The following is an 11,921-nucleotide window of genomic DNA, read 5'->3' as shown; positions in this document are numbered from 1 at the left end:
TGAAAGAACGGTCCGGAGCGCGTGGGACGATTAATCCATGCTGTCCACCGCCACCGCGCCCGGCACCGGGCTCACCGCACTGGTGGAGTTTCCGGAGCCGTATGACCTGCGCGGAACGCTGTCCATCCTGTCCCGCGGCACGCAGGATCCCACCGCCCGGATTGACGACGCCGGTGCCTGGCTGACGCTGAATACCTCCTCCGGCGCGGCAACCCTGCGCCTCACCCGCGGTCCGGGAGGGCACGACGGCAGCCGGGGCACCGCCGTCGTCATGGGACGGGCCTGGGGGCCGGGTGCCGAGGAAGCGCTGGCCGGGCTCCCCGCGCTGCTGGGGGCGGACGATGACTGGTCGGGGTTCGACACCCCGGATTTCCATACCGGCCTGCCCCGGCTGGTGCGTGAGCCCCGCCGGCGGCACCCCGGGCTGCGGCTGCCGGCGACCGGGCGGATGATCGATGCGCTCGTGCCGGTGATCCTGGAGCAGAAGATCACGACCATCGAGGCACGCTACTCCTACAAATACCTCGTCCGCCGCCACGGGTCTCCGGCGCCGGGGCCCGCACCGAGCGGGCTCATGGTCCCGCCGACGGCGCAGGGGTGGCGGCGCATCCCGTCCTGGGACTGGCACCGGGCGGGGGTGGACTCGAAGCGCTCGGGCACCATCATGCGGGTTTGTTCCTCGGCCGGCGCCCTGGAACGGCTGGCGTCGCTGCCGGCCGGCGAAGAACTGGCCCGCAAGCTGTGCACCGTCCCGGGGATCGGACCGTGGACCGCGGCCGAGACCGCGCAGCGCACGCACGGGGATCCGGACTCGGTGTCGGTGGGCGACTTCCATCTGGCGGCGTTCGTCGGCTACGCCCTCACCGGACGCAAGACGGACGACGCCGGCATGCTCGAGCTCCTGGAACCGTGGCGGGGCCACCGCCAGCGGGTGGTGCGGATGCTGGTGCTGAGCGGTTTCCGCAAGCCCGCCTTCGGGCCGCGGCTGGCGCCGCAGGACCACCGCCGGCACTAACGCGGCTCTGACGCCGCACCAACGCCGGAAAACTACCCCGCGCCTTAAACCCAGAGGGAGCAGGGCATGCGCCCCGCCCCCTCTGGAGTCCTGACCGTTGTAGCTATTCGGAGGCCTGGGCCTCCTGCGCCGCCTGCTGCTGGGCGGCCACCTGGGCGTGGACTTCCTGCATGTCCAGTCCCTTGACCGCGTCCACCAACTGCCCGAACTGGCTGGAGTTCAGGGCGCCGGGCTGGGAGAACACCAGCACCTTTTCGCGGAAGGCCATGAGGGTCGGAATCGAGGTGATGCCGGCCGCGGCGGCCAGGCCCTGCTCGGCTTCGGTGTCCACCTTGGCGAAGACGATGTCGCCGTGTTCCTTGGACGCGGCATCGTAGACGGGGGCAAACTGCTTGCACGGGCCGCACCAGTCGGCCCAGAAGTCAACGAACACAATGTCGTTCTCTTCGATGGTCTGCGGGAACTGGGCCTCGGTGATATCGATGGTTGCCATACCTCCACGCTAACGCGCGGGGTTGCGGCCTGTCGCCCCCTGTTCGCTCAGCGCATGAGCCGGCGCCCCGGCCGTTATCCACAATCCCCCGCCGAGGCTACCGGCCGCCGTGGCCGAATCCCTAAGGTCGATTCCACCAGAAACCGCGACCGGAGGATTCGACATGAACCGCTTCACCGTCTTGATTGTCACCGACGGACTGGAACTCGACGCCGCCATTTCCAAGAGCCTCGCCGTGATGGACGAGTTGGAGGAGCACCTGCCGTTTGCCCACGACCCGTCACGGAACGAGCTGTACGCCGTGGGTGAGGGCGCCGCGCTGAAGGGCAGGATCGGGCTGCCGCACGGCAGGCCCGGCGCCGGACCGGCGGCCACCTACGTGGGCGACCTGCACTGCATCTGGAGCGAAGGGCGGTGGTACACGCCAGCCGACTGTCCGCCTGCTCCGGCAGACCATAACGGCGCCACTGCCTGGCAGTGGCTGTACTACAACGTGATGCACCATTCCGGGCCGAAAACGTACTGCTTCCTCTGGGACATCCATCCGCTGCCGCTGGCCGAAGCGGCCTGAACACTCGCTGTCCGGGCGGCTACAGGGCTGGGCGCGCTGTTGCGAGGTGCCTGCGCTGGGGCCGGCGGCGCCGCTCAGTAGAAGGGCTGGTTTCGGCGGCGCACGTAGAGCCCGCGGGCGATCTTTTCCCCGGCAGCGGACCACAGTTTGTACTTCAACGGGGAGATCACCTGGTCATAGCAGCCGACGAAGTCGGTGATGGTCTTGGTGAAGCTGGTCTTGAACAGGCCCAGGCCGTAGTACTCATGTTCGGGGTTCTTCAGTTCGGACGACGGCGGAGTCCCGCACAGGTCGTAACTGGTGATGCCCAGCTCCCTGAGCTGGTTCATGGCCGTCCACTGGATCAGGTGGGAGTCGCCGTACTGCTTGCGGCGCGGCAGCGATCCGCCGTCTTTGTAGGTGCCCTTGCGTCCGTAGTTGACCACGAACGCGCCCACCGACGGCTTGCCGTCTTCGTACGTGAACAGCAGCCGGCCCTGCCCGGCGGCAATGAAGTTGCCCCAGAACGCCTTGAAGTACTCGAAAGAGCGGACCTGCACGTTCTTCTGGCCCTGCTGCACCTGTCCCATCAGGTTGAACATCGCCCGGAAGTTCTCTTCCGTCGGTTCGGCCGTGACCACTTCGGCGCCCTCTCGGATGGCGCGGCGCACGGCATTGCGCCCGCGGGACGAGAAGCTCTTGAGGACGACGTCCGGCTCCGGGGAGATGTCGACGATTGCGGTGTGGTCGTTCGGCTGCAGGTCGGGCATCTTGACCAGGCCCTCGCGCGCTAGAAGCGCGCGGGTTTCGTCCGTGGCCTCGACATCCGGCTCGATCCGGATCGCGAAGACGCCGCGCGCCTGCTCCCGGCAGAAGTTGCGGTTGGCCTCGAAGATGCCCGGCAGGTCCTCGGGCGAGGCGACGTCGGGGCCCTTGATCATGTACCAGTAGTTGCCCAGCAGCGGAACGTGCTTTTCCAGCACCAGGTTGTAGCTGGTGTAGTCCTGGGTCTCATACGCCAAGTACAGCGGCTTCCACCCGTGGTCCGCCTTGACCTGGGCGTAGGCCTTGGCCTGGAGCATGTTGCCGCCGTTGGGATTGGCCGTGACATGGCTGTCCCATGCCTCGATTTCCTCCGGCGTCGCGAAGCGGGCGGTGAATTGTCGCAAAGAGAACTCCTCGTCGTGGCAGCTGGTCGCCGCCGGTCAAATCCGCGGTCAAGTCTATCGACGCCGGCCCCGACCCCGTGCCGGGGAGTGCACCAGCGGCGGCCGGCATGGGCGGCAGGTACGGAAAAACCCCGTCCGACCAGTGATTCACGTGGTCGGACGGGGTTTCCCGTTCGGTGGCAGATGAGGGATTCGAACCCCCGTAGGCAATGCCAGCTGATTTACAGTCAGCCCCCTTTGGCCGCTCGGGTAATCTGCCGAACGCCTTCTTCAGAAGAAGACCGCTTCCCCGTGAGGAAGCAAGACAACTTTACACAAAGATCGGCCCAAGAATCGAATCGGGCTCCGCGGGGTCTACAAACCCCGGGAGATCCGCTCCTCCATCTGCCCGACGAACCGCTCTGCCTGCTCCGCGGTGACCAGCTGCATCCGCACCGCCTGATCCATCTCGCGGCGGATGCCGTCCAACCTGGCAGCGGGCCCGGAACCATTCCTCTCCCCCACGGCACTGGGCGGGGCGGCCAGGCCTGCCGACCCGCCATCGCCGGGGGCACCATCGAAGACGGCTCCGGCCGCGAGGTCCTGGCGGAGTTCACGCTCCAACTCTTGGGTGTCCCGACGGACCATCGTCGCGGCGCCGGCCGCCGCGGCGGGCGCCTGCGCGGACGCCAGGGAGGCAGTGGCCGCCGAGGCCGGCGCGGAGCCCATCACAACCACCGTGGCGACGGCCGTTACGGTCAGGAACGAACCCGCGGCAACCCTCATCGAAGTGACTATGTACTGCGGGCGGGCTGCCATGTGTGTGCTTCTCCTGATGATTGGTGTCGATACGGCTTCTCGATTCTCGCCGACCCGGATGAAGGAACATTGGACGGAACCTGCGTCCCAGCTGGGAAAGCCGCGTGTCCGGATGCGATTCAGTAGGCTGGTGCCAGAACACTTACGCCCCGACCCAGGAGGAACCATGGCCAGCGATTCTTCGTTCGACATCGTCAGCAAGGTGGACAAGCAGGAAGTCGCCAACGCGTTGAACCAAGCGCAGAAGGAAATCGCGCAGCGCTATGACTTCAAGGGAGTCGGCGCCGAGGTTGACTTCAGTGGAGAAAAAATCCTGATGAAGGCCAACTCCGAGGAACGGGTCAAGGCCGTCCTGGACGTGCTCCAGTCGAAACTCGTCAAGCGCGGCATCTCGTTGAAGTCGCTGGACGCCGGCGAGCCGTTCGCTTCCGGCAAGGAGTACCGGATCGAGGCCGGCGTCAAGGAGGGCATCGCCCAGGACCAGGCCAAGAAGATCTCGAAGATCATCCGCGACGAGGGCCCCAAGGGTGTGAAGGCACAGATCCAGGGTGACGAGCTCCGCGTCACCTCGAAGTCCCGGGACGACCTGCAGGAAGTCATTTCGCTGCTCAAGGGCTCCGACCTGGACGTCGACCTGCAGTTCATTAACTACCGGTAGCTCAGTACATAACGCTCAGTGAGAGCATGATTACCAAGCGTTAGTCCGCAGAGAGTCCGTAGGAGTGCCAAGGACCGCAGCCGTAAGACCAGCGGCTGCGGTCCTTGTCTTGTCATCGGCCCTGCCGCCACCCGCCCTGCTGCGACTTCCCCTGTTGACGGAATGGCAGGGCCCCCTCAACGCTGATCAGCCGTGCGTGCGAGGAATTGACCCGAGCGGCGGAAATCCCGTATGAGAAATAGGAGCCCGACCATGAAGAGAACTACAATGCCTGCAAAGACCCAGCCGAATGGATCATTCCGTCCGGCGCCGTTGATGGCTTGCGGAATGAAAACCAAAGGGTAGAACGGCATTATCAACAGCTGCGTCGCAAGAGCCTTTCGCATCTGCACAGCCGCGCCGCGCGTTACCGTGAGATGCTCCGGAACGACTGCCGCCTTGCCTGCTACCTGCCGGCGGACATGCTTTCGTTCCTCGCTCGTCAGCGAAAGGGTCACGTCGACGTTTCCATATTCGGCTGCCGGTACGACCCTTTTCGAGTTGAAGGTCAGACCTCCGATCAGAGTGCCTAGCCCCGCCAGCATGCAGCCGAACGTTAGGTACGTTGGCCAGTCACCATAAGAAGCCCGAAACGCCAGAGCCGCCGCCAGGGAACCAATCGGGACCAGGACGATCACGCCCACTAGCCAGAATCGCGTGTAGTAGACCTTCACGGCGGCGCCCAGTCCGTTGTCCGCCAACCCTTGGGCTCTTTTGGCCGCTTTAGCCCAACGTTCGTTGGACTCGGCCATAAGCTCCTCAATTGCGCCCAATTTCCACCCCTCGGTGCTTTAGTTACCGCATCGCAACGTTCGTTTCGTCCAATGCTGATCATTTCCCGCTTAGCGTGAGGCAAACATTGCTTCAGCCGAGACGGGGAGACCATGCACACGCTGACCAGACTGAGCGCTGCAGCCGCGGTACTGCTGGCGCTGGCAGGCTGCACGAGCCACCAGGCTCCCCGGGTGTCAGCGCTGTCTGCCCCTTCCAGTACCGAGGACGAAATACCGGCGGAGCGCTTAGAAGGGCTGGGCGTAGTTTCGGACAGCGTACGTTTCCTGGCGGAAAAGGATGGCTACGCGTTCTACACCGCGTTGATGGACACCCCCGACCCCCGCGAAATGTGCTTGATCATGGACAACCCGGCATTCGGTGTTTATGCCGCCGGATGTGGCCGGCTCGAGCATACTGGCCCACTTGGACTCGAAGCCTCCGGAATCAAGGCCAAGCTGATCGCCGACGGATACGACGCGAAAACAGCATTGGCCAAAGGCTGGCTCCAACCGCACCGGAACCTCCTGGTGCACGGGCTCTAGCCACCTAAAAGCTTTGGCAACACCGCATGACGCTGCCGCCCTCCCGGAGGGAAGGCGGCAGCGCCAGTGAAACGGGTTCGGAGCTACGCCGCGCAGCGGTTGCTCCTCTGCTCTGCGTTGGAGGGGTTGTTGTAGCAGGTCTCGCCGGTGCTGCGGACGTCGGTCGTCACGATCGGCGCCCCCGGGGCCTCGGTCTCGACGACAAGCGGTTCGATGTCCTCACGGGTCACGGTGACAACCGGCTCTGCGGGCACGGTCGCCGTCGTAACCTCCTGCCTCGTTTCCCCTTCGGTGACCGTCACCACGGGGGCGATCGGCGCGCACTCGGTCTCCGATTCCTCGTCGCCCGGCCGGGTTCCGGTGGTCACGATCGGCGTGCCGGGAACCACTGCTTCCGTCACCACAGGAGTCCCTGGTTCCGTTTCCTGCGTCACCACCGGCACGCCGGTGGGGGTGGGGACGTCGGTGCCGCGCGGGAAGTTGAACGTGGTGATCGTCGTGGTGGTGGTCCGCGTTGTCGGCTGCGTAGTCGTCGCCGTGCGCTCCGTCTGCTGCGTCGTCGCGGTGGCGATCACCGTTTGGTAGGTCGTCGTGGTGCACATTTCACGCTGCTGGGTGCTGGTGAAGACCTCCGTGAACGGCGTCGTCGTGGTAATCAGCGTTTCCCGCGGCTGGGTCGTCGTGGTGACTCGTTCCTGCGGGGTGGTCGTCGTGGTGACGATCGTTGTGGGCGTCGTCGTCGTGGTCAGGACGGCCCTTTCGCATCTCTCCACGGGCTTCGCCGCCCGCTCGTTGTTCACCCTGCGGCAGTTGGTAGTCGCGGGCGTCTCGGTGCTCGTCGGCGTGCCCCGCTCCGTCCGGGTTGTCGACGTCGGCGTGCCGGGAACAACGACGTCCTCGCTGACGGCCTCCCCGGCATCGCGCTCTTCCTCGGTCACGACCGGGGTGCCGGCCCGCTCGGTCCTGACGACAGTCGCGTCGCCGACATTGCGCTCCTCGGTTGTCACCGTGGGATCCGGCTGCCGGGATGGAAGCGACGTGTCCACGGTGACAGGGTCGCCCACGGGCCGGTCCGGGCTGAACGTGGTCGTCGGAGTGCCTGACGGAACATCCGGACCTACGACGACGGTTTCGACGGTGCAGATTTGATTATTGCCGTTGCCGCTGAGCGTTCCGCCCAGGGCTGTGCAGGCGGCCTGCCGTTCGGCTGGACCGGCGAGCGCCGGACCGGCTGGCGCCAATGCGACGACGAGCCCCAACGTCGTCGCGGCCACCAATGACGAAAAACGCATGATGAACTCTCTTCCCCCAACTGAACCCCGCGCGGCGCGGATCCGGCGACACTAACAGGCGGACTAAACCGGCGGCAACGAAACTCAGGCGGATCCGCAAGAGTCGAGTAGTGGGCCAGATATATCCCCGTGTTTGCTCACCGGAAGCCGGGTATTTGCCCCGCTCCCGCCGGTAATCAGGCCTGCGGAAACCGAGTACGCGGTCGCGCCCCTCGGCCCCCTCCGAGTGCTGCGGTTACCGTGCCGCGGCGGTGCGGGGGCCGCGGGGCCAACTGTACGAACCGCTGCGTTTGAGCTCCCCCCGGATCCACGACAGGGTCATGCGGCACACCTGTTCCTTGACGAGGGCGCCGCCCCTGCGGCCCAGGGCGAACCGGCGCGGGGTGTCGTCGGCATGCACCGGCTGGACAAGTCCGGACCGCCGGCCCAGGCTGATGCAGCGCACCATGAACCCGACGGACAACTCCTGAGGGGAGCGCTGCCGGATCCGGGCGATGACGTTCTCTGCTGCGTGGGCGCCCATGGGCATGGCCACGGCGCAGCCCATCCGCAGGTGCGAGGCCACCGTGTCCTGGGGGCGGACGGCGTCTCCGGCGCCGACGATCTCCGGGTACCCGGGGCAGGCCAGCGTTGAGTCGACGAGCAGCCTGCCGCGGTCATCGGTGGCCAAGCCGCTCGCTTCGGCGAGGCCGGAAGCGCTGAAACCGGCCGCCCAGACGGTGCAGTTTGAGCCCAGGGCCGTGCCGTCCGACAGGATGATGCGCTGCGCGTCCGACCGGTCCACCCGGGTTCCGTCCATGACCTCGACGCCGATGTCCGCCAGCTGTGCCAGCAGGGATCGGCGGCCCCGCTCGGACAGGTCCGCACCTGTCCGCCCGCGCGAGACCAGCCGCACCTTCAATCGCGGAAGCGCCCCGGCAATTTCGGCAGCTGCCTCGATGCCGGTCAGGCCACCACCGATGACGCTGACGGCGGCGCCGGGAGCCAACTGCTGCAACGCGTGCTGCAGGCGGGCGGCGGAGGATGCGTCCTGCAGCGTGAAGCCGACTGATCCCGAAGGGACGGGTTGGCTCGCGCTCCCGGGAGCGTAGACCAGGAAGTCATACTCCAGCGCGGCCCGGCCGTCGTCGAAGTGGACGGTGCGCGCACGGGGATCGATCCGGGAGGCCGTGCCGACCACCAGGGAGGCCTCCGGGCGCAGCAGCGACTCCATCGGAACGGCGGCCGATGCCCGGCCTCCCGCCGCGACCTCATGCAGCCGTATCCGCTCGACGAAGTCGGCCGAAGGGTTCACGACGCTCACGCAGATCCTGCCCGCAAGCTCCTTGCTGCCGGCGAGCCGGTTTGCGGCCATGACTCCGGCGTAGCCCGCCCCTATGATGACAATCCGATGCTTAGCGCTCACCGTGAACTCCCTCTCGTGTGTGGTTACAGAGACAGGACACCGCCGCCGGCACATGTGTGACATCGGCCGGCGGCCGCTCCGGGTCCGCGCGGTTTTTTGCTTGTCAGTCCCGGGAGTCGGGGCCGGAGGGGACGCTCCCGGGGTTGACGGGATCGGCGGTCGGGCCGTCGGTGAGCGGGTCGGCCAGTTCGGGCCCGCCAACGGCCTGGCCCATCCAGGTGAGCGCCTCCCACCCGTCGGGACCGCCGTCGAGCACCACCACCCCGGTGTTGCTCAACTGGTTCCGGGCCACGAACGGGACCGTCAGATTGGACGCCCGGGCGCCGGCCCAGCTGCGGATCATGGCGCCGTGGCTGACCACCGCCAGGGTGCCGATGCCGGAGGATCGGGCTTCTTCAATCACGGCATCGAAGCGTCCGAACGTTTCGTGGCCGTCCGGGCCGCCCGGCATCCGGCGCTCCAGGTCGCCCGCCGCCCAGGCGAAGACCGTGGTCATGTAGGCAATGATGGAATCGCGGTCGCCGCGCATTTCCAGCTCGCCGGCCGAGATCTCGCGCAGCCCGTCCCGCACGTCCGTCTCAAGCTTCCGGGCGGCGGCCAGCGGGGACGCCGTGAGCTGGGCGCGCACGAGGGTGGATGCGAGCAGGGCGTCGATCGGCTCGCCGTCGAGCGCCTGCGGCAGCGCCCGCGCCTGTGCCTGCCCCAGGTCGGTCAGCTCAGCCCCGGGGGCACCGGTGTCCAGCAGCCCGCGGACGTTGGAGTGGGTCTGCCCGTGCCGGATCAGCAGCAGCCGCATGCCTGCCTCAGTAGCCCAGCGGGCGTCCGGCCATCCGTTCCAGCCGCGCCACGCGGTCGTCCATCGGAGGGTGGGTGCTGAACAGCTTCTTCGCGCCGCCGCCCTTGAAGGGGTTGGCAATCATCAGGTGGCTGGTATTGACCAGCCTCTGGTCCTGCGGCAGCGGCGCCTGCTGCGTGCCGTACTGCAGCTTGCGAAGCGCCGACGCCAGGGCCAGCGGATCGTCGGTCAGCGTGGCGCCGTCCTCGTCCGCGTCGTACTCGCGGGTGCGGCTGACGGCCATCTGGATCAGCATGGCGGCAAGCGGAGCCAGCAGCGACATGGCGATCAGCGCAAGCGGGTTGGCGTTGCGGTCGCGGCCGCCGAAGAACAACAGGAACTGCGCGACCGACGTGATCACGCCCGCCACCGCGGCGGCCACGGAGGAGGTCAGGATGTCGCGGTTGTAGACGTGCATCAACTCGTGGCCCAGCACGCCGCGCAATTCGCGCTCATCCAGCAGGCGCAGGATGCCCTCGGTGCAGCACACGGCCGAGTTCTTGGGATTGCGGCCGGTGGCAAAGGCGTTGGGCGCCATCGTCGGGGACACGTAGAGCCGGGGCATCGGCTGGTTCGCCCGCGCAGACAATTCACGGACGATCCGGTACATGCCCGGTTGGTCGGCTTCGGTCACGGGGTAGGCCTGCATGCTGCGGATGGCGAGCTTGTCGCTGTTCCAGTAGCTGTAGGCGGTTGTGCCCACGCCGATCAGGGCCATGATCCAGATCCAATTAGCGCTGCCGGTCCCGCTGGCCAGCAGCGCGCCGATTGCCAGCAGGAGGGCAAAGAGCCCACCGAGCAGGCCGGCCGTTTTCAGTCCATTGAAGTGGTTGTGCACCGCTTATGAGTCCTCTCCCGCGCCCATCGGCCCCGTGCCATGCAGGCACAGGGCTCCGTCTTTCAGTGTATCCACCGGTCACTTATTCCAACGCTGGAGTCCGGCGCCATGTTCCGCCCAGGCGTTTAGGGCTCGGGGTGCCTGTCGTTGTAGCGGGAGAACCGCGGCTGGAACCTGTGCAGCAGCCCGACGGCGCAGACACAGGCGACACCGCCGGCGAGCGCGGCAAAACCTTCGCCCAGCCACTGACCGCCGCCGCCGGCGACGGCATCGCCGAGCCGCGGGCCGCCGGCCACCACCACGATGAAGATGCCCTGCAGCCGGCCGCGCATGGCGTCCGGCGTCGCCGCCTGCAGGATGGTGTTGCGGAAGACGCCGCTCACCGTATCGGCCGCACCTGCAGCGGCGAGGCAGAGGGCCGCCGGCAGGAGCCATCCGCTCACGTCCCCGGCGGCCGCGGCGTTTGTCTGCCCGGCCATGACGACGACGGCGCCGAACCCCGCGACGGCTATCCCCCACACCACCACGCACCACAGCACCGCCAGCCCCTGCCGGCGGACGCCTCCCAGCGGCCCCGAGAACACCGCGGCGATGAACGACCCGGCGGCGACAGCGGCGAGCAGGATGCCCGCCGTCGCCTCGCCGCCGCCGATGATGACCGCACCGATGGCGGGCATCAGGGCGCGCGGCTGGGCCAGGACCATCGCGGCCATGTCCACCAGGAACGTCATGCGGATGTTGGGACGGGTGCGCAGGAACCGGAAGCCTTCGGCCACCGAGCGCAGGCCGGCCTTCCGGACCTCGCCTTCGGGCGGGATGGGCGGCAGCTTGACCACCGCCCAGATGGCCGCCGTGAAGGTGAGGACGTCGAGGGTGTAGGTCCAGCCGAAGCCCACCCCTGCCACCAGCACCCCGGCCGCCAGCGGACCGATGGTCATGCCGAGCCCGAACGTCATCATGGTCAGGGCATTGGCGGCCGGCAGCATCTCACGCCGGACCAGCCGCGGCACGATGGCGCTGCGGGCCGGCTGGTTGAGCCCGGCCGCGGCCGAATGCACCGCGATCACCAAGTACAGCAGCCACACCTGTTCCAACCGGAACCACGCCTGCAGCGCAAACACGGCGGTGCAGGCCCACAACACCAGGCCGGAATAGAGCGCTACCTTGCGCCGGTCGTAGGCATCCACCACCGAGCCGCCGTAGAGGCCCGCCAGCACCAGCGGGATCAGCCCGACGACGCCGACGCCGCCCACCGCCAAGGTCGACCCGGTGAGCTGGTAGACCTCCAGGCTTACAGCCACAGCCGTCAACTGCGCGCCGATCGCGGAGAGCGATGTCCCGATCCACAACCGGCGGAAATCCGGGCTCTCCTTGAGCGGCGCCGTATCGGCGAACAACTTGGGCATGGCGGAGATTCTAGTTGCCCGCAGCACCTTTCCCGGGGGTTCAAGCCCCGGCAGCCGGCGTGGCGGCCCGGCGGCCCGGCGGCCAGCGCGCCCGGGCGTTGGGAGCC

General features: G+C 67.4%; 13 protein-coding genes and 1 tRNA gene. 4 read left to right on the top strand and 10 right to left on the bottom strand.

What is annotated here, in order from left to right; all coding sequences use genetic code 11:
• Window positions 1-37 precede the first annotated feature (37 nt).
• Window positions 38-1,015 carry a DNA-3-methyladenine glycosylase family protein gene (locus AC5RUH_RS13485; protein ID WP_494128830.1) on the top strand — a complete coding sequence of 326 codons (978 nt, stop codon included), beginning with the start codon at window positions 38-40 and terminating at the stop codon, window positions 1,013-1,015.
• Window positions 1,016-1,118: 103 nt separating this feature from the next.
• On the opposite strand, the gene AC5RUH_RS13480 is transcribed toward AC5RUH_RS13485, so the two are convergent.
• The gene (locus AC5RUH_RS13480; RefSeq protein WP_494128829.1) at window positions 1,119-1,508 is read right to left on the bottom strand and encodes a thioredoxin family protein; all 390 of its coding nucleotides are present in this window, start codon (window positions 1,506-1,508) and stop codon (window positions 1,119-1,121) included.
• A 163-nt stretch (window positions 1,509-1,671) separates the two neighbouring features.
• On the opposite strand from AC5RUH_RS13480, the gene AC5RUH_RS13475 reads away from it, so the two are divergent.
• Window positions 1,672-2,079 carry a hypothetical protein gene (locus tag AC5RUH_RS13475; RefSeq protein WP_494012769.1) on the top strand — a complete coding sequence of 136 codons (408 nt, stop codon included), beginning with the start codon at window positions 1,672-1,674 and terminating at the stop codon, window positions 2,077-2,079.
• A 74-nt stretch (window positions 2,080-2,153) separates the two neighbouring features.
• Here AC5RUH_RS13475 and AC5RUH_RS13470 read toward each other — a convergent pair whose 3' ends face one another.
• The 3 genes from AC5RUH_RS13470 to AC5RUH_RS13460 all read right to left on the bottom strand — a co-directional run bounded on the left by AC5RUH_RS13470 (window position 2,154) and on the right by AC5RUH_RS13460 (window position 4,025).
• Window positions 2,154-3,227 carry a lipid II:glycine glycyltransferase FemX gene (locus tag AC5RUH_RS13470; RefSeq protein ID WP_494128828.1) on the bottom strand — a complete coding sequence of 358 codons (1,074 nt, stop codon included), beginning with the start codon at window positions 3,225-3,227 and terminating at the stop codon, window positions 2,154-2,156.
• A 177-nt stretch (window positions 3,228-3,404) separates the two neighbouring features.
• Window positions 3,405-3,486 (bottom strand) — tRNA-Tyr (locus tag AC5RUH_RS13465).
• Between the two features lie 95 nt (window positions 3,487-3,581).
• On the bottom strand, window positions 3,582-4,025 hold the full coding sequence (locus AC5RUH_RS13460; RefSeq protein WP_494128827.1) for a hypothetical protein: 444 nt from the start codon (window positions 4,023-4,025) through the stop codon (window positions 3,582-3,584).
• A 166-nt stretch (window positions 4,026-4,191) separates the two neighbouring features.
• On the opposite strand from AC5RUH_RS13460, the gene AC5RUH_RS13455 reads away from it, so the two are divergent.
• Window positions 4,192-4,683, top strand: coding sequence for a YajQ family cyclic di-GMP-binding protein (locus AC5RUH_RS13455; RefSeq protein ID WP_494000553.1), 492 nt, complete (start codon window positions 4,192-4,194; stop codon window positions 4,681-4,683).
• Window positions 4,684-4,859: 176 nt separating this feature from the next.
• Here the strand turns inward: AC5RUH_RS13455 and AC5RUH_RS13450 are convergent, their stop codons facing one another.
• Window positions 4,860-5,474: a hypothetical protein gene (locus tag AC5RUH_RS13450; protein ID WP_494128826.1), complete on the bottom strand. Its 615-nt coding sequence runs from the start codon at window positions 5,472-5,474 to the stop codon at window positions 4,860-4,862.
• 132 nt (window positions 5,475-5,606) lie between these two features.
• Here AC5RUH_RS13450 and AC5RUH_RS13445 point away from each other — a divergent pair, with 132 nt between their 5' ends.
• Entirely contained in the window at window positions 5,607-6,038 is a 432-nt protein-coding gene (locus AC5RUH_RS13445; protein WP_494128825.1) for a hypothetical protein, read from the top strand.
• 83 nt (window positions 6,039-6,121) lie between these two features.
• Here the strand turns inward: AC5RUH_RS13445 and AC5RUH_RS13440 are convergent, their stop codons facing one another.
• The 5 genes from AC5RUH_RS13440 to AC5RUH_RS13420 all read right to left on the bottom strand — a co-directional run bounded on the left by AC5RUH_RS13440 (window position 6,122) and on the right by AC5RUH_RS13420 (window position 11,814).
• The gene (locus AC5RUH_RS13440) at window positions 6,122-7,330 is read right to left on the bottom strand and encodes a hypothetical protein (protein ID WP_494128824.1); all 1,209 of its coding nucleotides are present in this window, start codon (window positions 7,328-7,330) and stop codon (window positions 6,122-6,124) included.
• Between the two features lie 235 nt (window positions 7,331-7,565).
• Window positions 7,566-8,735 carry an NAD(P)/FAD-dependent oxidoreductase gene (locus AC5RUH_RS13435; protein WP_494128823.1) on the bottom strand — a complete coding sequence of 390 codons (1,170 nt, stop codon included), beginning with the start codon at window positions 8,733-8,735 and terminating at the stop codon, window positions 7,566-7,568.
• 103 nt (window positions 8,736-8,838) lie between these two features.
• Entirely contained in the window at window positions 8,839-9,531 is a 693-nt protein-coding gene (locus tag AC5RUH_RS13430; protein WP_494022451.1) for a histidine phosphatase family protein, read from the bottom strand.
• 7 nt (window positions 9,532-9,538) lie between these two features.
• Window positions 9,539-10,408: a zinc metalloprotease HtpX gene (gene htpX, locus AC5RUH_RS13425; protein ID WP_493979860.1), complete on the bottom strand. Its 870-nt coding sequence runs from the start codon at window positions 10,406-10,408 to the stop codon at window positions 9,539-9,541.
• 125 nt (window positions 10,409-10,533) lie between these two features.
• Complete coding sequence (locus tag AC5RUH_RS13420; RefSeq protein ID WP_494128822.1) at window positions 10,534-11,814, bottom strand: MFS transporter; 1,281 nt, start codon at window positions 11,812-11,814, stop codon at window positions 10,534-10,536.
• Between the last annotated feature and the right edge of the window lie 107 nt (window positions 11,815-11,921).

The sequence above is a fragment of the Arthrobacter sp. Y3223166 genome, from assembly GCF_059090935.1.
This window is presented reverse-complemented; position numbering and strand designations above follow the sequence as displayed.